This is a genomic window from Arthrobacter sp. 10N418 (genome assembly GCF_056394725.1).
Genome location: NZ_JBFTIK010000004.1, coordinates 203209 through 223305, shown reverse-complemented (window position 1 = coordinate 223305; position 20097 = coordinate 203209). Strand labels below are relative to the sequence as shown.

Annotated in this window: 20 protein-coding genes; 12 read left to right on the top strand and 8 right to left on the bottom strand. The window is 68.2% G+C overall.

What is annotated here, in order from left to right; genetic code table 11:
- The 3 genes from AC1DCZ_RS05155 to AC1DCZ_RS05145 all read left to right on the top strand — a co-directional run.
- Nucleotides 1–1852: acyltransferase family protein (locus AC1DCZ_RS05155; protein ID WP_476973633.1), on the top strand; the 1852-nt coding region annotated here is incomplete at its 5' end.
- A 41-nt stretch (nucleotides 1853–1893) separates the two neighbouring features.
- Entirely contained in the window at nucleotides 1894–2550 is a 657-nt protein-coding gene (locus AC1DCZ_RS05150; RefSeq protein WP_476973632.1) for an NAD(P)H-binding protein, read from the top strand.
- 8 nt (nucleotides 2551–2558) lie between these two features.
- Entirely contained in the window at nucleotides 2559–4130 is a 1572-nt protein-coding gene (locus tag AC1DCZ_RS05145; RefSeq protein WP_476973631.1) for a Na+/H+ antiporter, read from the top strand.
- Nucleotides 4131–4172: 42 nt separating this feature from the next.
- Here AC1DCZ_RS05145 and AC1DCZ_RS05140 read toward each other — a convergent pair whose 3' ends face one another.
- A complete protein-coding gene (locus AC1DCZ_RS05140; protein WP_476973639.1) occupies nucleotides 4173–5402 on the bottom strand; it encodes an ROK family protein in 1230 nt (409 codons plus the stop codon).
- Nucleotides 5403–5509: 107 nt separating this feature from the next.
- Between AC1DCZ_RS05140 and AC1DCZ_RS05135 the strand changes: the two genes are divergently transcribed.
- From AC1DCZ_RS05135 to AC1DCZ_RS05120, 4 genes are all read left to right on the top strand, one after another.
- Entirely contained in the window at nucleotides 5510–7216 is a 1707-nt protein-coding gene (locus tag AC1DCZ_RS05135) for a glycoside hydrolase family 13 protein (RefSeq protein WP_476973630.1), read from the top strand.
- Entirely contained in the window at nucleotides 7213–8181 is a 969-nt protein-coding gene (locus tag AC1DCZ_RS05130) for an aldo/keto reductase (RefSeq protein WP_476973629.1), read from the top strand. The genes AC1DCZ_RS05135 and AC1DCZ_RS05130 overlap by 4 nt, the downstream gene beginning before the upstream one ends.
- Before the next feature lie 105 nt (nucleotides 8182–8286).
- Nucleotides 8287–9150 carry an HpcH/HpaI aldolase/citrate lyase family protein gene (locus tag AC1DCZ_RS05125; RefSeq protein WP_476973628.1) on the top strand — a complete coding sequence of 288 codons (864 nt, stop codon included), beginning with the start codon at nucleotides 8287–8289 and terminating at the stop codon, nucleotides 9148–9150.
- A gap of 250 nt (nucleotides 9151–9400) precedes the next feature.
- Nucleotides 9401–9625 (top strand): DUF3188 domain-containing protein, encoded by a 225-nt coding sequence (locus tag AC1DCZ_RS05120; RefSeq protein ID WP_476973627.1) that lies wholly within the window; start codon nucleotides 9401–9403, stop codon nucleotides 9623–9625.
- Here AC1DCZ_RS05120 and AC1DCZ_RS05115 read toward each other — a convergent pair.
- Together AC1DCZ_RS05115 and AC1DCZ_RS05110 are read right to left on the bottom strand one after the other, a co-directional pair.
- Nucleotides 9615–11276, bottom strand: a complete 1662-nt coding sequence (locus AC1DCZ_RS05115) for a SulP family inorganic anion transporter (RefSeq protein WP_476973626.1) — start codon at nucleotides 11274–11276, stop codon at nucleotides 9615–9617. The two genes, AC1DCZ_RS05120 and AC1DCZ_RS05115, sit on opposite strands and share 11 nt — an antisense overlap.
- On the bottom strand, nucleotides 11273–11665 hold the full coding sequence (locus AC1DCZ_RS05110) for an ArsR/SmtB family transcription factor (RefSeq protein ID WP_476893985.1): 393 nt from the start codon (nucleotides 11663–11665) through the stop codon (nucleotides 11273–11275). Before AC1DCZ_RS05110 ends, AC1DCZ_RS05115 begins: the two co-directional genes overlap by 4 nt.
- Before the next feature lie 166 nt (nucleotides 11666–11831).
- On the opposite strand from AC1DCZ_RS05110, the gene AC1DCZ_RS05105 reads away from it, so the two are divergent.
- The 4 genes from AC1DCZ_RS05105 to AC1DCZ_RS05090 are packed head-to-tail and all read left to right on the top strand — an operon-like array spanning nucleotide 11832 to nucleotide 15145.
- A complete protein-coding gene (locus AC1DCZ_RS05105; protein ID WP_476973625.1) occupies nucleotides 11832–12293 on the top strand; it encodes an FAS1-like dehydratase domain-containing protein in 462 nt (153 codons plus the stop codon).
- Between the two features lie 2 nt (nucleotides 12294–12295).
- Entirely contained in the window at nucleotides 12296–12733 is a 438-nt protein-coding gene (locus tag AC1DCZ_RS05100; RefSeq protein ID WP_476973624.1) for a MaoC family dehydratase, read from the top strand.
- A 14-nt stretch (nucleotides 12734–12747) separates the two neighbouring features.
- Nucleotides 12748–14058 carry an MFS transporter gene (locus tag AC1DCZ_RS05095; RefSeq protein WP_476973623.1) on the top strand — a complete coding sequence of 437 codons (1311 nt, stop codon included), beginning with the start codon at nucleotides 12748–12750 and terminating at the stop codon, nucleotides 14056–14058.
- A 19-nt stretch (nucleotides 14059–14077) separates the two neighbouring features.
- Complete coding sequence (locus AC1DCZ_RS05090) at nucleotides 14078–15145, top strand: UDP-N-acetylmuramate dehydrogenase (protein ID WP_476973622.1); 1068 nt, start codon at nucleotides 14078–14080, stop codon at nucleotides 15143–15145.
- 39 nt (nucleotides 15146–15184) lie between these two features.
- Here AC1DCZ_RS05090 and AC1DCZ_RS05085 read toward each other — a convergent pair whose 3' ends face one another.
- Nucleotides 15185–15676: a hypothetical protein gene (locus tag AC1DCZ_RS05085; protein WP_476973621.1), complete on the bottom strand. Its 492-nt coding sequence runs from the start codon at nucleotides 15674–15676 to the stop codon at nucleotides 15185–15187.
- A gap of 114 nt (nucleotides 15677–15790) precedes the next feature.
- Between AC1DCZ_RS05085 and AC1DCZ_RS05080 the strand changes: the two genes are divergently transcribed.
- Complete coding sequence (locus AC1DCZ_RS05080; RefSeq protein WP_476973620.1) at nucleotides 15791–16906, top strand: winged helix DNA-binding domain-containing protein; 1116 nt, start codon at nucleotides 15791–15793, stop codon at nucleotides 16904–16906.
- On the opposite strand, the gene asd is transcribed toward AC1DCZ_RS05080, so the two are convergent.
- The 4 genes from asd to AC1DCZ_RS05060 form a co-directional block, all read right to left on the bottom strand.
- Complete coding sequence (gene asd, locus AC1DCZ_RS05075) at nucleotides 16903–18045, bottom strand: aspartate-semialdehyde dehydrogenase (protein WP_476973619.1); 1143 nt, start codon at nucleotides 18043–18045, stop codon at nucleotides 16903–16905. The two genes, AC1DCZ_RS05080 and asd, sit on opposite strands and share 4 nt — an antisense overlap.
- Before the next feature lie 396 nt (nucleotides 18046–18441).
- Nucleotides 18442–18660 carry an NF038396 family protein gene (locus tag AC1DCZ_RS05070; protein ID WP_476893993.1) on the bottom strand — a complete coding sequence of 73 codons (219 nt, stop codon included), beginning with the start codon at nucleotides 18658–18660 and terminating at the stop codon, nucleotides 18442–18444.
- A gap of 2 nt (nucleotides 18661–18662) precedes the next feature.
- Nucleotides 18663–19259 (bottom strand): dihydrofolate reductase, encoded by a 597-nt coding sequence (locus AC1DCZ_RS05065; protein ID WP_476973618.1) that lies wholly within the window; start codon nucleotides 19257–19259, stop codon nucleotides 18663–18665.
- A complete protein-coding gene (locus AC1DCZ_RS05060) occupies nucleotides 19256–20059 on the bottom strand; it encodes a thymidylate synthase (RefSeq protein WP_476973617.1) in 804 nt (267 codons plus the stop codon). The genes AC1DCZ_RS05065 and AC1DCZ_RS05060 overlap by 4 nt, the downstream gene beginning before the upstream one ends.
- Nucleotides 20060–20097 lie beyond the last annotated feature (38 nt).

The following is a 20097-nucleotide window of genomic DNA, read 5'->3' as shown; positions in this document are numbered from 1 at the left end:
CGCCAATGAGCTAAACCCACATCCCAACATGGCCAACGCCGCCGAACACCCGGTGGGCAGATCTGGTGGCCATGAACGGGCAGTTTTCATGGCCACCAGCGGGCATTTTTGCTGGCCGTCCATGGGCACAAACTATTGGCCATTGACAGCCAAATCGGTGAACTACTCTGCGATGAACGACTCGGCGACGGTGGCACAGCACTTCTGGTCGCTTTCAGTTGAGGAACAGTTCTACTTGTTGTGGCCGCTCGGGCTGATGGGCCTCTACGCAGCTGCCCGGAAACTGCGGAGGTCGTCGCAATCGGTTCTCGCGGTCGGCATAGGCGTAGCGACCGCAGGCACCCTGATCTGCAGCGTCTACATCACTGCCGTTGCGCCCAGCGAAGCCTATTTCGTGACCCCGGTCCGCGTGTGGGAGTTCGGGATCGGTGCTTTGGTTGCGCTGGCTGGTTCTCAGGGGGCCCTCGGGGAAAGGGCACGAAATCTAGGCTCGTTGGCCGGGTTTGCCTTAATTCTCGCGAGCGCCGCAGTTTTCGGCCGAAACACGCCTTTTCCCGGGTGGACGGCGATGCTGCCGGCGGCGGGAACTGCACTGGTGATTCTCGCCGGGTCGGGCGAAAAGCGTTTGTGGCACAGCCGCATGACCAGGGCAAGGCCGGTCCAGTTCTTGGGGACCATTTCCTACTCGCTTTACCTGTGGCATTGGCCGCTCATAGTTGTTGCGCCGTACCTCGCCGGAGCAGACCTGAACACCGGCATCAAGTTCCTGGTGCTGGTCTCCGCGATTGTGGCGGCGTGGCTGACCAAAGTTCTCGTCGAAGACAAGTGGATTGAACGGAGCGCGAGCGACGGGCGAACCGGCCCGATCTTCCTCCGTCTGGGTGCGGGCATGGTCGCCGTGTCATTGGTCGCAATGGGACTGGGCGTGCTGGGGGCTCAAAAGGCTGACAACGCCAGTGCACTGGCGGAGAGACTGGCAGCCAACCCATGCCACGGGCCATCAGTGGTGGATCGCGTGGACGACTGCGGCAATCCGTTCACCGGGCCTGTCGCGTTGCCCGATATGGGGCCACCCAACTCCTACGCACAGTTCCCGGACGAATGTCCGACCAATGACAACACCCTCAAGGACGGACTCTCGGGCCACCCTGCCTCGTGCGACCTCTCGGGCGGCGACCCCAAGGCCGAGACGGTTTGGCTCGTGGGGGATTCCCACGCGCAGCAATGGCAGACAGCCATATTCGAAATTGCCAAGGAGCGCCACTGGAAGCTGAAATGGAGCTACTTTGGGGGGTGCCCGGTTGTGGATGCTCCGTACCGCGGTTATGAAGGTCAAGTTGCCGAGCCGGCCAAAAAGGCAAGCTGCGAAAAATGGAGCCAAACTGTGGCGACCGCAGTTGAGCGGGACAGGCCCAGCAAAGTTTTCGTCAGCATGTTCGCCTCCGGGGAACAGATCGACGACGCAAGCGGACGCTCCCAGCTGGTCCAATACGCGGAAGGGTTCTCCAAGTATTGGAAGCGCTGGCTCGAAGCGGGTGCCGTCGTATTGCCAATTTTCGATCCCCCGCAGAACGGGGCCGTCCGCAGCGCCGACTGTCTCGCCATCCATGCTGCGGATCCGGTGAACTGCGCTGCTGCCAAAGACAAGGCACTTCCGCCGGACCCGCTTCTGGCCGCCGTTCAGAAACTGAACAATCCCAAGGTGCGTCCTGTGGATCTGCATGGGTATTTTTGCGACGACCTCAAGTGCTACTCCGCCGTCGGCGGAGTCGCCGTGTACTACGACGCCGATCACCTGAACAGGGAGGTCATCCGGGGGCTCACTCCGGCGTTTGCCAAGCAAGTCGGCTGAACTGCGGGCTTGTTGGGTTCGGCGTGGGAGAGAATGGGTCCATGACGCGAATAGCAATCATCGGCGGCCACGGCAAAGTGGCTTTACAACTGTCCAGGACCCTCACGGAGGACGGCCAGGACGTCACGTCCTTCATCCGAAACCCGGACCAGGCGGCCGACGTCGCCGCCACCGGCGCCACCCCGGCTGTTCTCGACGTCGAAAACTCGACGACGGCGGAGCTCGCCGATGCCCTGCGGAACCACGACGCCGTCGTGTGGTCCGCCGGTGCCGGCGGCGGCAGCCCCGAGCGGACCTACGCCGTGGACCGGGACGCCGCAATCCGCTCCATGGATGCCGCGGCTGAGGCCGGCGTCGGTCGCTACGTCATGGTCTCCTACTTTGGCGCCGGGCCGGACCATGGAGTGCCTGCGGACAACGGCTTCTTCGCCTATGCCGAGGCCAAGGCCGCCGCGGACGCCTACCTGCGTGCGACCGATCTTCACTGGACGATCCTTGGACCCGGTGCCCTGACGGACGGGCCCGGCAACGGAATGATCGACGTGGACCCAGCGGACCCCTCGGCCGGCACCGGCACGGCGCGGGCCAACGTAGCCCTTGTTGCCGCCGCGGTACTCGGGCTTCCGCAAACCATCGGGCGCACCATCGAGTTCCGGGACGGCACCCTGCCGCTTGCGGCAGCCCTGCAGCAGGGATAGCCCGCCATATGGACCAGCTGGCACTCATTGTTGGGCTGCTGCTCGCCACGGTAGTGGCCGTGGGCGCGGGGGACAGGCTCCGGCTGCCGTACCCGGTGCTGATGCTGATTCTGGCGGCTTCGCTGACCTTCATTCCAGGCTTCCCTGAGATCGAGATCCCGCCCGAGCTGATCCTTCCCATCTTCCTTCCGCCGCTGCTCTTCGCCACCGCGCAGCGCAGCTCATGGGCCGTGTTCCGGGTCCGCTGGCGCACCCTCCTGATGCTCGCCGTCGCACTGGTGGTCATCTCGACCGCGGTGGTGGCCGGCGCGGCCTGGCTCATGATCCCGGGCATCGGCGTCCCGGCGGCGATCGCGCTCGGCGCCATGGTGGCCCCGCCGGATCCGGTGGCCGTGGACTCCATCGCGGGCCGCGTCCACATGCCCCGGCGCCTCATCAACGTGCTGCAGAGCGAGGGCCTCTTCAACGACGCTGCTGCCATTGTGATCTTCCAGGCGGCAGTGGCCGCCACCGTGTCGGGCACCAGGATCGCCTCCGACGTCGTCCTCCAGTTCGTTCTGGGGGCAGCGATTGCGGTGGTCGTAGGCATCGGCATGGGCTGGCTTACGAACCTGATCACGCGGCTGGTGACGTCAATGGTGGCCCGCAGCGCCGTCACCCTCGTGGTGCCGTTCGCCGCCTACATCCTTGCCGAAGAGATGCACGCCTCGGGCGTGATCGCCGTCGTCGTGACCGCACTGGAGATGCAGCGCCACTCCCGGCCGCAGGACGCCGCCGAGAGGGTGACCCGCACCGCCTTCTGGGACGTGGTGGAGCTGCTGATAACAGGGCTGGCGTTCGGGCTCGTGGGGCTGGAAGTCCGGCGGGTGATCCGCGAGGAAGGCAGCGCCGTCGTCGGCATGGCCGGGGCCGCCGTCGTGGTCTGCGTGCTCGTGTTCGCCGTTCGCTTCGGGTGGCTGGCACTGATGTCCGGCCTGTCGCGGGCCCGGAAGGACGTCCTGCGCCCCACCTCCGCCAAGGAGGTCCTGGTTCTTACCTGGTGCGGAATGCGGGGCCTCGCCACGCTGGCGTTGGCGCTGGCACTCCCGCTGACCCTGGCGGACGGAACGCCTTTCCCGGCCCGCAGCGAATTGCTGGTGATCGCCTGCGCGGTCCTGCTGGCCACACTTGTCCTGCCGGGCCTGACGCTGCCTTGGCTGATGCGCGTCCTGAAGGCTTCCGAGGACGGCTCGGAGGAACGCGATGCTGCCCGGCTCCTGGCCCGCCGCGCCCAGCAGGCGGCGATCGCGGCGCTCAAGGACAACGAACTCATGAAGGAGCTGCCGCCGGAAAAGGTGGCGCTGGTCAAGGAGAAGATGACCCGGCTGCACGCCGAACTGCTGGACGGCAGCCTTAAGAACGAATGCGTGGGGGAGAAGCGCAGGCGCGGCCGTGAACTCGCTATTGCCGTTCAGACGATCGCGCTGGACGCGGCCCGGCAGGAAGTGCTGGGGGCACGGAACGAACCGGGCATGGACCCCGAGGTTGCGGACCGGGTGCTGCGGCAGCTGGACCTGCGCACCATGATCATGCCGGAGTGACCGGGCCGCCGGCCGACCGCCGGAGTGACGGTGCCGCACTGGTCACGCGGCAGGCGGCAGCTTCAGTTCCAGGGCGTTCGCCTCGACGTAGTCAAGGGCATGGCGGACGGCGCCCACGGTGACGATGGAATCGCCCAGCGGTGACACCGTCACGCGCGGGGGAGTCGCCGTGAAACGGGGGAGCAGCGCCGTGATGCCGGGAAGCAGGGCCCCCGCGGACTCGGCGACCGCGCCGCCAAGCACCACCTGCTCGGGGTTGATCAGGCTCGCGATCGAGGCGATGACGCGGGCCATCCGCTCGGAAAGCCGGTCCAGGATCTGCAGCGCCGCAGGATCTCCCGCCGCCGCGTCCTCAAAGACCCGCCGCGCGCTGGCCCTGCCACCGGCGGACGGCCCGCCTGCTGCCGCGGACCACTGCCTGGCCAGGCTCGCGATGCCGTCGCTGGAGCCCACACCCTCGACCATGTCGAGGTAGCCCATTTCACCGGCAGCACCGCCGCGGCCGTGGAGCAGCCGGCCGGACTCCACCACACCGGCGCCCAGGCGTTCACCAGCGAGGAGCACAACGAGGTCGTCCACGCCCACGCCGGACCCGCGCCATCGTTCACCGAGCGCGGCAAGGTTGGCGTCATTTTCCAGCAGCACGGTCCAGCCGTGCAGGTCCCGGAGCGCGGAACGGAGCCCGACGTCGAACAGGCTCCAGAAGTGCTGGGCCACGAGGACATTGCCGTCGCGGTCCACGGGTGCTGCGATGCCGGCACCTACGGCGAGCACTTTGCCCGCGTGCGTCCCGGCGGCGGCCAGAGCGTGGCGGCACGCCCGGTCCACGACGCCGATCCGTTCTTCCGCGGGGATGTCCCGCGCGCGGAAGCTTTCGCTGGCGCGCCCGACGACGGTGCCGCGGAGGTCCGCCACGGCCGCCGTTGTAGTGGCCGCGCCGATGTCGATGCCCAGTACGACGCCAGCATCCCGGTTGAGCTCGAAACGACGTGCCGGGCGGCCCTTCCTCGGGCTCGTGCCGCTGCCGGTGCCGCCGGCGGCGGGGCCGGGGCCGCCGGGACCCTGCGGCTCCCCGCGGGGGCTGTCCAGTTCACGGATCCAGCCGCGCCGCATCAGGTCCTCGCAGACGGCTATTACGGACGCCCGTGTCAGTCCGGTCCGGGCCATCAGTTCCGTGCCGGTTGCGACGTCAGTGCTGCGGATATGGCCCAGCACTGCCTGGGCGTTGACCCGGCGCAACAGCTGGGGGGTTGCGGTGGCGGCCTGCGGCATCACGTCTTGACCTCGTTCCGGCTCCGGACACATAATTGTTCAAGCAATATATTTAGCTTGTATCTAAAATACCAGAGATCCAGTCCCGAGCCCCGAAGGATTCCCCCTTGTCCAACACCGCCACGCTGGCAACCCTGTCCGGTTCCGACCTCGCCGCCGACCCCAACTGGTGGCGCCAGGCGTCGGTTTACCAGATCTACCCGCGCAGCTTTTCCGACTCCAACGGTGACGGCCTCGGCGACATTAAGGGCATCACCGCCAAGGTGCCGTACCTGAAGGAACTAGGGATCGACGCCGTCTGGCTGAGCCCGTTCTACCCCTCGGCGCTGGCAGACGGCGGCTACGACGTCGACGACTACCGCGATGTCGACCCCAAGCTCGGCACCCTTGAGGACTTCGACGAAATGTCCGCCGCGCTGCACTCCGCCGGCATCAAGCTGATCGCGGACATCGTCCCGAACCACTCCTCCAACCGCCACGTCTGGTTCCAGGAAGCTCTGGCATCCCCCCGGGGCTCCGCGGCACGCGAGCGCTACATCTTCCGCGACGGCCTGGGCGAGAACGGCGAGAATCCGCCGTCCGACTGGGAGTCCGTCTTCGGCGGCCCGGCCTGGGAACGCATCACCGAGCCTGACGGCACCCCCGGCCAGTGGTACATGCACATCTTCGCCAAGGAACAGCCCGACCTGAACTGGTCCAACCGCGAAATCCGCGACGATTTCCTCAAAACGCTCCGCTTCTGGTCCGACCGCGGCGTGGACGGCTTCCGCGTCGACGTCGCCCATGCCCTGACCAAGGACCTCACCGAGCCGCTGCTGTCCAAGCTGGAACTGACTGAGGCGAACACCGGCACGGACGGCTTCGCCGACGGCTCCCACCCGTTCTGGGACCGCGACGAAGTCCACGAGGTGTACGCCGAATGGCGCGAAGTGTTCAACGAATACAACCCGCCGCGCACCGCGGTCGCCGAAGCCTGGGTGCACGCGTCGCGCCGCGCCCGCTACGCCAGCCCGCAGGGCCTGGGCCAGGCCTTCAACTTCGACCTCCTGCAGGCCGATTTCGACGCCGACGAGTTCCGCGAAATCATCACCCGGAACCTCGCCGAGGCCACGGAATCCGGCGCGTCCTCCACCTGGGTCTTCTCCAACCACGACGTCGTCCGCCACGCCACGCGCTACGGCCTGCCCAAGGGCGGCGGCAAGCATGCCAAGGGCCAGGACGGGAAGGGCTGGCTGCTGGCCGGCGCCCCGGCCGAGGAACTGGATGCCGAACTGGGTCTGCGCCGGGCCCGCGCGGCCAGCCTGCTCATGCTCGCCCTGCCGGGCTCCGCGTACCTGTACCAGGGCGAAGAGCTGGGACTGCAGGAGGTCGCGGAGATCCCGGATGCCGAGCGCCAGGACCCCACCTTCTTCCGCAACAAGGGCGTCGAGATCGGCCGTGACGGTTGCCGCGTGCCCCTGCCCTGGACCGCGGAAGGCAGCTCCTTCGGCTTCGGCGACGGCGGCGCCCACCTGCCGCAGCCGGCCTGGTTCAGCCGCTACGCCGTGGAGGCGGAGGACGGCGTCGAGGGATCCACCCTGGAGCTGTACCGCAAAGCGCTGAAGCTGCGCCGCGAACTGCAGGGCCCGGAAGGGCTCGAATGGCACACCACGGAGAGCCCCGACGTGCTGCACTTCAGCCGACCGGGCGGCTGGCAGTCCGTGACCAACTTCGGTTCCGGGCCCGTCGAGCTCCCCGCGGGCGAAGTGCTCGTTAGCAGCGGCCCGCTGGACGGCAGCCTGCTGCCGGCCGACACCACCGTCTGGCTGCGGTGAGTCCGGTCCAGGAGGTCCTCCCTGTCCAGGAACTGATTTACGGCTGCATGGGCCTGGGCGGCAGCTGGTCGGAGGAACCGTACTCGTCCGCCCACGTGGACGAGGCGGCCGCCGCCATCGCCGCCGCCCTGGCGGCGGGCATCACGCTGTTCGACCACGCCGACATCTACCGCAGCGGCAAGGCCGAATCCGTGTTCGGCGAGGTGCTGGCGCAGACTCCCGGCCTGCGGGAGAAGATCCGGCTGCAGACCAAGTGCGGCATCCGGCTCAACGAACAGGGGCTGGAGGGCTACTACGACCTGAGCGGGGACGCCATCCTGGAGCGGGTGAATGAAAGCCTGGCACGCCTCCGCACGGACTACGTGGACGTGCTGATGCTGCACCGCCCTGATCCGCTGATGGACCCTGCCGAGGTGGCGTCCGCCGTCGGACAACTCATGGCCGAAGGCAAGGTGCGGGCCTTGGGCGTGTCCAATATGTCCGGGCCTCAGATCGAGGCGCTGCAGGACCGCCTGGAGACCCCCGTGATCGCCAACCAGCTGGAAATGAGCCTGCTGAAGCGGGCCTGGCTCGAAAGCACCGTGCTGGTCAACCACGCGGACGGCACGGACCACAGCTTCCCGCACGGGACCGTGGAGCACTGCGTCCGGCAGGGGATTACGGTCCAGGCCTACGGCTCGCTGGCCCGCGGGCTGTACACGGGCGCACCGGCGGCCGAACCCACTCCTGCGGAGACTGCCACGGCGGCGCTCGTGGCGGCCATGGCAGAAGAGAAGGAGACAACAGGGGAGGCGATTTTGCTCGGTTGGCTGATGAAGCATCCGGCCGGAATCGCCCCCGTGATCGGCACTGCCAACCCGGACCGCATCCGGGCCTGTGCCGGCGCCGCCGACGTCGCTGCAGCCATGACACGGCCGGAGTGGTATCGGCTCTGGGTTACGGCGCGGGGCAGCAACATCCCGTAGCCGCGGCCTGTTTCCCTGGGGCCGGACGTGATTTTGGTCGTATTGGTCGGCCCGAACGGCGGCAATACTTCGCTGGAGGCACCCCTGTGCCGATAGCGTAGATGCATGACGTCTACCACCACCGCCGGCTCCGTCCGGCCCCAGCGCAACATCCCGGCCGAAATTGCCCGCTCATGGCTGCTGGTCAACGCAATGAAGCCCGAACTCTTCGACCAGTCAGCCGTGTCGCGCGCGGATGCCATCATCCTGGATATCGAGGACGCGGTGGACCCTTCCCAGAAGGACGCCGCACGCGAGAACGTCGTGAACTGGCTGACCGCCGGCGGCACCGCCTGGGTCCGGATCAACGACGCGACCAGCCCCTTCTGGGCCGACGACCTCGCGGGCCTCCGCGGCACCACTGGCCTTCTGGGCGTCATGCTCGCGAAGACCGAATCCGCCGACCAGGTCACCGAAAGCTACCACCGCATGGACGGCAAGACGCCGGTCATCGCCCTTGTGGAGTCCGCCGTCGGCATCGAGGAAGCCAACAACATCGCCAGGGCGCAGGGCGCCTTCCGGCTGGCCTTCGGCTCCGGCGACTTCCGCCGCGATACCGGCATGGCCGCCACCCCCGAGGCAATGGCCTACCCGCGCGCCAAGCTGGTCGTCGCGAGCCGGGTCGGCAACCTGCCGGGCCCCATCGACGGACCCACCGTGGGAACGAACCACCCCATCCTGCGCGAACAGACCGGCATCACCGTCATGATGGGCATGACCGGCAAGCTCTGCCTCGCCATCGACCAGACCCACGTGATCAACGAGGTCATCAGCCCCACTCCGTCGGACGTCGCCTGGGCCACGGACTTCATGGCCGACTTCGAGGCCAGCGGCCGCGTGATCCGTGATGGCTCGGACCTGCCCCGCCTGGGCCGCGCCGAGAAGATCATGAAGCTCGCGGTCGCCTTCGGGGTGCAGCCGGCGCTGTAACCTGCGTTCCTTCCCGGTTGCCGGGCGGGCGGCTCCACGGCCGGCAAAATCCCTGAATCCCACGGCTGGCACGGAGGTGACCGGGGCGGGTACGGAAGCAACCGGGAAGGACGTTGTCCTGACGCTGGATTTGCCCCGCGACGCGCAAAATACCCTACGCCCCCGGATTCCCGCGTCGTCAGGTATTTTGAGCGTCGCCAGGAATTTTGCGTCTCACGGCGTTGCCGGCACGCCCCGGTAGACTGGCCCAATGCTGACTGACTTCTGGGCCTCCGCGCCAACAGCCTACAAAGCGCTCGTTTTCAGCGCCATGGGCCTGATCGCCGTCGGCCTCATCCTCTCCGTGGTCGGCAACACGTCGCAGAACCAGGGCCTCGCCGTGGCGTCCCTGCCGGTGATCGGGCTGGGACTGATCCTGCACCTCGTCGGGATCGTTGTCCGCGGCCAGTCGATCCGGAAGAACCTCAAGCGATAGCAGCCGCGTTCCGCCGGATGTGGCTGCGGGCGTGCTCCACCGCGGCGGGCAGGGTCGTGAAGAGGTGTTTGTGATGGCGCAATGAACGGATCACCCCGACGTTCGTCACCAGCTCCAGATGCTGCGGCTGGACCCCTTTCAGCAGGACCGTGACGCCGCGCAGTTCCAGCGCCGAGATGACCTCCACCAGCGTATGGGCGCCCGTGGCGTCAAGCATCCGGACCTGGGACAGCCGGATGATGGCCACCTCGATGTTTTTGACCTGGCTGATCTCCTGCAGGACCCTCTCCGCGGCGCCGAAGAACATCGCCCCGTCCAGCCGGAAGATGGCAATGTGCTCATCGCCTTCCTCCGGCACCCCCGGAAGCACCTCGCGCCGAACCCCGCTGAGCGAGGCGAACTTCCGCAGCGTGAACACCGCGGCGGCCGCGAGCCCAATCTGGATGGCCACGATGAGGTCGAAGGCCACTGTAATGAGGGCCGTCAGGACGAAGACGGCGGCATCAGCACGGGTGGAGCGCAGAACCGCAGTCACTGTGTGCCGGGAGACCATGCGCGTCGCGGTGACCATGAGGATGCCGCCGAGCACCGCCAGCGGGATCCTGCCCACCAGCCCGGCCGCGAGGTAGATGATCGCCAGCAGGACCAGCGCATGCACGATCGCGGACAGCCTGGTCCGGGCACCGGAGCGGACGTTGACGGCGGTCCGCGCGATGGCGCCGGTCGCAGGCATGCCGCCGAAGAGCCCGGCTGCGATGGACGCCAGCCCCTGCCCGGTCAGCTCGCGGTCCGGGCTGTAGGCCCCGCTCGGCCTGCCGTCCGGCCCGATCATTCCGGCGGCCACCCGGGCCGAGAGCAGGGATTCGATCGCGGCGAGCGTCGCGATGGACACCGCGGGCATCAGCAACCCGCCCAGGGCGGCAGGATCAAGGGAAGGCAGCGACGGCGCGCGCAGGGAATGCGGCAGCTCCCCGATCCGGGGGATGTCCAGCCGGAGCCGTTCGGCGGCAACTGTGGCGAGCAGCACCGCGATCAGGCTCGCCGGAAGGGCCTTGTTCACTTTCGGGAGCAGGAGCATCACGGCGGCCACGCCCGCCACGACGGCGAGCGTCTGCAGCACGGTGGGAAAAGCCGCGCCGGAGGCGCTCTCAACGGCCGCCAGCACCGTGTTGTGGCCCGGGATTCCCTCGGTGCCCGTGGCCATGGGAACCTGCTGGAGGAAGATGATCGCGGCGATGCCAAGGGTGAACCCTTCCACCACCGGCCACGGGATGAAGGCCACGGCCCGGCCCAGCCCGCTGATGCCGAGTGCGCAGACCAGCAGGCCGGCCATGAGGGAAGCCAGGGCGATGCTGCCGGCGCCGTGGGCCGCCACCACGGGGGCCAGGACCACCACCATGGCTCCGGTGGGGCCGGAGACCTGGACGTGTGAGCCGCCCATGACGGCGGCAACCATGCCGGCCACCACGGCCGTGACCAGGCCCGCCTCGGCGCCCACTCCGGAGCTGACGCCAAAGGCGAGGGCCAGCGGCAGCGCCACGATTCCCACCGTCATGCCGGAGAGCAGGTCCGTCTTCCAAGACGAGCGCAGTCCGTCGAAGTCGCGGCGGGAGGGCAGGAACCGGCCGAGGCGCCCGCGGAAGGCCCTCACGATTCGGACCCCGCAAGCTGCCCGCCCTCAAGGTGTTCGGCCGGGAGGTCCTGCGCCAGCCGCAACTGTTCGTTGGAACCGGCGAGGCTGTCCAGGAGGAAGATCCGGGCAATGGACAGCAGCTCCGAAATCTTTGGATGGGCCAACCTGTACGTCACCGCGTTCGCTGACCGGACGGAGGTCACCACGCCGTGCCGGCGCAGTGTCGCCAGATGCTGGGAGAGATGCGAAGCCTCAAGGCCCGTCTCGGCCAGGAGGTAGCTGACCGGTGCGGCGTTGTCCGGGGCCGCGGCCAGGAGCTCAAGCACCCGGATGCGGGCCGGGTGGGCGAGGGCCTTGAAGAGGTTTGCCTTGATCTCGTACAAGGGGGTCTGTGCCGCTGAAATCATGGGCGCGTGCTTTCTCGTCTCGGGAGCCGGGCCGCTGCCTCGACTTGATGGAATGATGTTTTCATCATACCGCTTGGAGTCAAGCACTGATGTCAAAAGCCGATGTCACGCGCGGCCGCGCTGTCATGAAGAAAGCGGTCCCGGGGCGTGGCGATAGGCTGGAACCATGACTATCAATCCGGATCTGCAGGGCCGCAGCTACCCTGCCGCAGAGGTGTACGACGTCGGCCGCGAGAAGATCCGCGAGTTCGCCCGCGCCGTCAAAGCCACCCACCCCGCCCACTTCGAGGTGGACGCCGCCCAGGCGCTGGGCCACCGCGACCTCGTGGCACCGCCGACCTTCGCGATCATCGTCGCCCAGCGCGCCGACGCGCAGCTGATCGAGGATCCGGACTCCGGCATCGACTTCTCCCGCGTGGTCCACGCCGACCAGCGCTTCATCCACCACCGCCCCATCATTGCCGGAGACCGCCTGGCAGCCGAACTGCACGTCGACGGCGTCCGGGCAATGGGCGGCGGTGCCATGATCACCACCCGCTCGGAAATCTTCGCCCTCACGGCAGGCGAATCCCGTGAGGCCGTCGCCACCACCACCTCGTCCATCCTGGTCCGCGGAGAGGGACAGTAGCCATGAGCATCACCATCGCAGAACTCACGATCGGCCAGGGCATCGGCAGCCGCAGTATCGCTGTCACCCGCACCGACCTCGTCAAGTACGCCGGCGCCTCCGGCGATTTCAACCCCATCCACTGGAACGAGGCCTTCGCCACGGGCGTCGGCCTGCCGGGAGTGATCGCACACGGCATGTTCACCATGGGCGCCGCCGTCCAGCTGGTGACCGACTGGGCCGGCGACCCTGCCGCCGTCATTGATTTCCAGACCCGGTTCACCAAGCCGGTGCCCGTCGCTGACACTACGGGAACGCCGGAGGCCGGCGCCGTGGTCGAGGTCAGCGGCGCCATCGGAGCGCTCGACGCCGAAGCCGGCACCGCACGCGTGGACCTCACGGTTGTCTCCGCCGGACAGAAGGTGCTGGTGAAGGCCCAGGCCGTCGTCAGGCTGGCGTAACCCATGATGCTGCTGTGACCAGGGGTGTCTTCGTCCCGGCCGCCGAGATCACGCACTGGCGGAACGCGGTGGTGGTCGCCTACGCGGCCAGCGGCGTCGCGTTTTCCACATGGGTGTCCCGGCTGCCGGCCATCCGCGACGGCCTGGACCTGACTCCCGGCACCATCGGGCTGCTCTTGCTCTGCATGACGGCGGGCTCCTTCCTGTCAGTGTCCGCGTCGGGCCTGATTGTCCTTCGGCTTGGCTCCAGGCGCACCATCCGGGTCGGCAGCATCATGGTCGGACTCGGGTTGATGCTGGCGGGCTTCGGAACCTCGGTGCTCGCCAGCCCGGTGGCGGTCGCCGCCGGACTGGCGGTCATCGGGCTGGGCACCGCCAGCTGGAACACAGCGTCCAACGTCGAAGGCGCCGCGGTGGAACGGGCCGTCCGGCGGCACATCATGCCCCGGCTGCACGGCTCCTTCAGCCTGGGAACAGTGGCAGGAGCCGGGCTGGGAGCATGGGCTGCCGGTGCCGGGATCCCCGTCTTCTGGCACCTCGCCGCGGCGGGCGTGCTGGTGGCCGGCTCGGTGACCACCGCCGCGGCGTGGTTCCGCGCCGACTTCACGCCGTTGCAGGGGGAGGAGAGCTTCAATCCCCCCAGAACCGATAACTTCGAGGACCCGTCCACCGGCCCGATTCCTGTCGTCCGGATCGGGGCGGCCGCCGCGGAGGAGCCGCTGGACAACAAGCGCCAGATCGCCCAGGCCTGGCGGGACCGGCGCACGCTGCTGCTCGGCGTCCTGGTACTGGGCCTGGCCCTGGCCGAAGGAGCGGCGGGCGACTGGGTGGCCCTGGCCCTCGCCGACGGCCATGGCCAATCCGATGCCGCCGGGGCCGCCGGCTATGGACTCTTTGTCACCTTCATGACCGTGGGCCGCTTCGCCGGAACGTTCGTGCTGGACCGCTTCGGCCGCGTCCCGGTCATGCGCTGGTGCGCCGCGATGGCGGTCCTGGGTCTGGGCTTGTTCGTCTTCGCCCCGGTGCCGTGGCTGGCGTACGTGGCCCTGGCGATCTGGGGCCTCGGCGCCTCCCTGGGCTTCCCGGTCGGCATGTCCGCCGCCGCCGACGACCCCCGCAAGGCGGCCGCACGGGTGTCCGTGGTCTCCACGATCGGCTACGGCGCCTTCCTCTGCGGGCCGCCGCTGCTTGGGCTGCTCGCGGAGCACGTGGGGATCCTCCACTCGCTGCTGGCCGTCATGGTGATGCTGGCGGCAAGCTTCCTGCTATCCCCGGTGGCCCGGAAGATCACCGTGACTGGGCCATCCGCTAAGGGGACAGCGTGATCCCGGCTAGGCTGGTCAGGTGACCCAGATTCTGCTTTCCGCCCTGACCACGGCCGCCGTCGGCGGGCCCGCCGGCACCTACGTCGAAGCGCGGGACGAGGCCGAAATCATCGATGCCGTCCGCTCCGCCGACGCCGCGGGGGAGCCGCTGCTGATCATCGGCGGCGGCTCCAACCTGCTGGTGTCCGACGACGGGTTCCCTGGCGCGGTGCTGAAGATCGCCTCGGAAGGGTTCACGGTCAATGCCGAGGACTCGTGCGGCGGGGTGTCCGTCGTGGTTCAGGCCGGCCACAACTGGGATGCCCTCGTAGAACACGCGGTACGGCACGCCTGGTCCGGCATCGAAGCGCTGTCCGGCATCCCGGGTGCCACCGGGGCCACACCGGTGCAGAACGTGGGAGCCTACGGTGCCGACGTCTCCCAAACCATTGCCGCGGTGCGCACGTGGGACCGGGAACGCAATGCGGTGCAGACGTTTACCAACGCGGAGCTGAAGTTCGGTTACCGCGATTCCGTCCTTAAACGGACCACCGTCAACGGATCCCCGCGCTATGTGGTGCTCACCGTGGAATTCCAGCTTCCGCTGGGCCGAATGAGCGCGCCGGTCCGGTACGCCGAGCTGGCCCGGGCGCTGGGGGTCGAGCCGGGGCAGCGGGCCTACTCCAACGACGTCCGCCGCGAGGTGCTCCGGCTGCGGGCGTCCAAGGGCATGGTCCTGGACCCGGCAGACAGGGACACTTACTCCACCGGATCCTTCTTCACGAACCCGATCGTCCCCGCGGACGTGGCCGGCAGACTCCCCGACGAGGCTCCGCGATACCCCGGCGGGTCGGACGGGCTGGTCAAGCTCTCGGCGGCGTGGCTGATCGACCAGGCAGGCTTCGGAAAGGGCTTCGGGCTCGCCCCTGACAGCATCTCCGGCGGACGGGCCTCGCTGTCCACCAAGCACACGCTTGCCATCAGCAACCGGGGCGCCGCGAGCGCCGCGGACATGCTGGCGGTTGCGCGGGAGGTGCGCCGCGGCGTCGTCGAACGCTTCGGCATTGAGCTGCACCCGGAGCCCCTGCTCATCGGCATCGAACTCTAGGAAGATCCAGCGCCCGCGGGCTCAGCTGCTCCCGCGGGCTCAGTTGCTCCCACGCGGCGGCGACACCTTGGTGAACAGCATGAAGGTGAATCCGGACGCCACCGCTCCGAGCAGGAAGACCTGGCAAAACGCGACGGACTGGGGGCTGGGCCCGCTCTGGAGCACCAGTCCGGCACAGGCGAAGGCGACGGCCCCGGCGAGCAGCGCCACCGAGCCCAGGAGGAAACTCTGCACGGTGGCCGGGAACTCGCCGCCTGTCTCGACATGGAGGTCACGGCTCCGCGGCTCGGTGTCGTGCCGCGCATGGGCGCGGGGCTGGAGCGTGGCGGCGGTGACGAAGCTGCCGACGGACAGTGCCATGCACACGCCGGCGACCAGCTGCAGAGTGCTCATCATGGGGGAGATCCGTGTGCCGCTGGCGATGGCGACGGCGAGCCCGGCAGCCATGCCGGCGGCGCTGGAGGCCCAGCCCAGCAGGGCCAGCTTCCTGCACAGGGGCCGCAGCCGCGGCCACATCTCACTCATGGTCATGCAACAAGGGTAGAGAGGTCCGCTGGACGGCGGCTGGGAACACCCGGTGCGGCAGCCGGTGCGGACGGGGCCGCGTCCGTGGCGGGTGTCGGTCCCCGGTCCTACGATGGGTGCATGGCAGCAGTGGTGCGCTCCCGGCTCAGCCGCGGAATCATGGGCAGGCTCCGTCTGGTCTCGCAGGGGTTGCTGGGGCCGGGCCTGGGCACCGCGCAGGACGCCGTGCGGTGGATGATGTCGATGCAGGCACAGGACCTCCAGTCCGCCCTGTGGGCGGTCGGCCAGCGGGTCCCGGGCGCCCGCCTCGAGGACGTCCGCGCTGCCCTGGACCGGGGCGAGATCGTCCGCTCCTGGCCGATGCGGGGGACCCTGCACCTGATCGCGCCGGAAGACCTGCGGTGGGTCCTGGGCATTACCTCCGGGCGCATGGTCCGGGGCATGGCCGGACGCCACCGCGAGCTCGGCATCGCTGCTGAGGACATCCAGACAGCCCGGAAGGCGGCAGTGCACTTGGTCTGCGGCGGGGGAGCCGCCACGCGGGACGAGCTGTTCCGGGCTTTTGAGGAGGCGGGACAGTCGACGGCGGGCCAGCGGGGCATCCACCTGCTGGGGGTCCTGTGCCAGCGGGCATGGCTTGTGCAGGGACCACTTGCGGGCAACCAGCAGCGCGTTGTCGCCTTCGATGAGTGGATCAGTTCGTCGCGGACGCTGGACCGGGCGGAAGGCATCGCGGAACTGCTGCTGCGGTACATGCGCAGCCACGGCCCCGCCACGGAGCGCGACTTTGCCTGGTGGTCGGGCATACCGCTGACCGAGGTCCGGCCGGCCCTGGCCGCCGTGCGCGACCGCCTGGTGGAGCTCGTGTTCGAGGACACGGGCTACTGGCTCTCGCCGGAGACGGCGGCGCTGCTCGAGGACGGCGTCCCCGGCCAGCGGTCCGTACTGGCACTCCCGGGGTTTGATGAGTTCCTGCTGGGGTATACGGACAGATCCCTTGTGCTGCCGTCCCGGCACGCCGAGAAGATCGTTCCGGGCGGCAACGGCATGTTCAGGAAGACCATCGTGGCCGGCGGCGAAGTGGTCGGCACCTGGGGGAAGTCCGGGAACGGCCCCAGCACCGGCGTCGTACCCGAACCATTTGACGCGGTTAACGGACTGCGGCCTGCCGCCCGGAAGTCGTTCGGGGTGCAGGCCGCGAAGTACCGCAGGTTCCTTGGTGCGGGGACGCCCTAGAGGTTCCCGGTGGCGATGTTGAGCATGCGGCGCAACGGTTCGGCCGCGCCCCACAGGAGCTGGTCGCCTACCGTGAAGGCGCTGATGTAGTGCGGGCCCATCTCCATCTTGCGGATGCGGCCCACGGGGATGTCCAGGGTGCCGGACGCGGCCACCGGGGTCAGCCGGGCCATGGAGTCTTCCTTGGTGTTGGGAACCACAGTGGCCCACTCGTTGTCCGCGTCCAGGAGCTTCTCGATTTCGGCCACGGGGAGGTCCTCGCGGAGTTTGAGCGTCAGCGCCTGGGAGTGTGAGCGCATGGCTCCGATCCGGATGCACAGCCCGTCCATGACGATGTGCTCCTCGCCGGAGGTGCCCAGGATCTTGTTGGTCTCCACACCGGCCTTCCACTCTTCCTTGGACTGGCCGTTGCCAAGATCCGCGTCGATCCAGGGGATCAGCGAGCCGGCCAGCGGGACACCGAACTGGCTGGCGTCGATGTTGGTGCGCTGGTGGGCGAGGACCTTGCGGTCGATCTCCAGGATGGCCGACGCCGGGTCGTCCAGTTCCGTGCTCACCTCGGCATTGAGGGTGCCGAACTGGCTCAGCAGTTCGCGCATGTGCCGGGCGCCGCCGCCGGATGCGGCCTGGTACGTCATCGAGGTGCCCCATTCGACGAGGCCGTTCTTGAACAGCCCGCCCAGGCCCATGAGCATGCAGGAGACGGTGCAGTTGCCGCCGATGTAGTCCTTCACACCGCCGGAGAGGCCGGCGTCGATGACGTCCCGGTTGATCGGGTCCAGGACGATGATCGAGTCGTCATTCATCCGCAGGGTGGAGGCGGCGTCGATCCAGAGACCGTCCCAGCCCCGGCTGCGCAGTTCGCCGTGGACCTGCTTGGTGTAGTCCCCGCCCTGGGCGGTGACGATGATCGGCAGCTTCGCCAGGGTATCGACGTCGAACGCGTTCTCGAGCTTGCCGGCGGCGCCCGCCGCAGCACCCGCAACGGCCGGGGCGGCACCTCCGGCGTTCGAGGTGGAGAAAAAGACCGGGTTGATGGTGGCGAAGTCGCCCTCGTCCTGCATGCGCTGCATCAGGACGGAACCGACCATGCCGCGCCAGCCGACCAGGCCGACGGACGGAGTAGCTGCTGTAGTCATTGGGCCAGTTTAGACTTTGCGGCCGGGCTGGCGCAGTCGGTTACGTCACTGCTCCGTCCCGCGTCCGCGGCGGCCCCACCCCGGACGGGCTTGTTCCCCGGTGCCTGCAAGAGTCCGTCATCGTCCAGAGGAGCCGTGGCTGGACCGGCATCATCACCCAGGGCGGTCGGGCAAACCCATCCGTCCGGATCCGGGGGGACAAGCAGTTGCCGGCCGCCAGCGGCCAACACGTCCGCAGCCTGACCCCTCCATCCGGGCGGGCCGGGGACGGCATCTAGTTTGTCCCCGCGCCACAGCGCGGCGATGTCATCGCCGAATGCCCGGTCCAGTCCTGGACTGTTGAACAGCGGCGCCGCACGCCCCTAGTCGCCGCACGCCCCTAGTCGCCGCACGCCCCTAGTCGCCGCGCGGCTCTTCCAGCAGGGCCGCCTTGCGGCGACGCAGCGCAAAGACAGCGCCAAAGGTGAAGACCTGGGTCACCACAACCAGCACGACCGCGCCGAGGATCTTGTTGCCGCCCAGGATCATGGTCAGTCCCACGATCGCGGAGAGCAACGCCAGGAGGGGGAGGAGCATGTAGCCCAGGACGAACAGGGTTTCGGGTTTCTTCAGCATTCCTAGCCCTTGGTCCGGCGCCACTGGGTCATGCGGTAGCGGGTTCCGCTGGCGGACGTCAGCCACCCGTCGGCTGGCAGGCTGGCCCCGGTGGTCCAGTCGTAGCCGAGCTCCGGAGCGAAGGTGTCGCCCTCGGTGGCCGCGTCGATCGTGGTGATCACGGCGACGTCGGCGAGGTCCATCGACTGGGCGAAGATATCCCCTCCGCCGACGATCCAGACCATGTCGTGCCCGGGCGCGAACTGGGACTCCAGCAGGGCGTCATCCAGGGACCTCACAGCGGTGGCGCCCTCGGCCGCGGGCGTCGCACCCCAGCCCTCCTGACGGGTGATGACGATGTTGGTCCGGCCGGGGAGGGGACGGTATTTGTCGGGGAAGGATTCCCACGTCTTGCGGCCCATGATGACCGGGTGTCCGGTGGTGAGCCGGGCGAAGTGCCTCATGTCCTCCGGCAGGTGCCACGGCATTCCGCCGTCTTTGCCGATGACACCCGTGTTCGTCTGTGCCCAGATCACGCCCAGGCCGGTGAGGGAAGCAGCCAGGTCCTCGGTGAAGGGCGTGGTCTGGGCGCCCTGCTGCGGGTTTTCGTTGTTGCTCATACGGCTATCGGCGCCTTAATCGTCGGGTGGTGCTGGTATCCGACCACTTCGAAGTCCTCGAAGGTGTAGTCGAAAATGGACTCCGGCTTGCGGGTGATCTTGAGCTGCGGGTAGTCGTAAGGTTCGCGGGCCAGCTGCTTGAGGACCTGGTCCATGTGGTTGTCGTAGATGTGGACGTCCCCGCCGGTCCAGACGAATTCGCCCGGTTCCAGGCCTGCCTGCTGGGCCAGCATGCACGTCAGCAGCGCGTAGGACGCGATATTGAAGGGGACACCCAGGAAAGTGTCCGCGGAGCGCTGGTACAGCTGGCAGGAAAGCTTGCCGCCGGCGACGTAGAACTGGAAGAAGGCATGGCAGGGCGGGAGCGCCATGTTCTTGAGTTCGGCGACGTTCCAGGCCGAGACGATGTGCCGGCGCGAGTCCGGGTTGGTTTTGAGGTTCTCGACGAGTTCGGCGATCTGGTCGATATGGCCGCCGTCGGGGGTGGGCCAGCTGCGCCACTGCACGCCGTAGACGGGACCGAGTTCGCCGTCGGCGTCCGCCCATTCGTTCCAGATGGTGACGCCCTGGTCCTGCATCCACTTCACGTTGCTGTCCCCCCGCAGGAACCACAGGAGCTCCACGGCCACGGACTTGAAATGCACGCGCTTGGTGGTGATCAGCGGGAAGCTTTTGCCCAGGTCAAAGCGCAGCTGGCGGCCGAACACGCTAAGGGTACCCGTCCCGGTACGGTCCGATTTGTGCGTGCCGTGTTCCAGGACATCGCGCAACAGGTCTTCATAGGGCGTTGGAATGCTCACGGTCCCAGTCTACTGAGGTCTCCAAAAGCGGAGCCCCT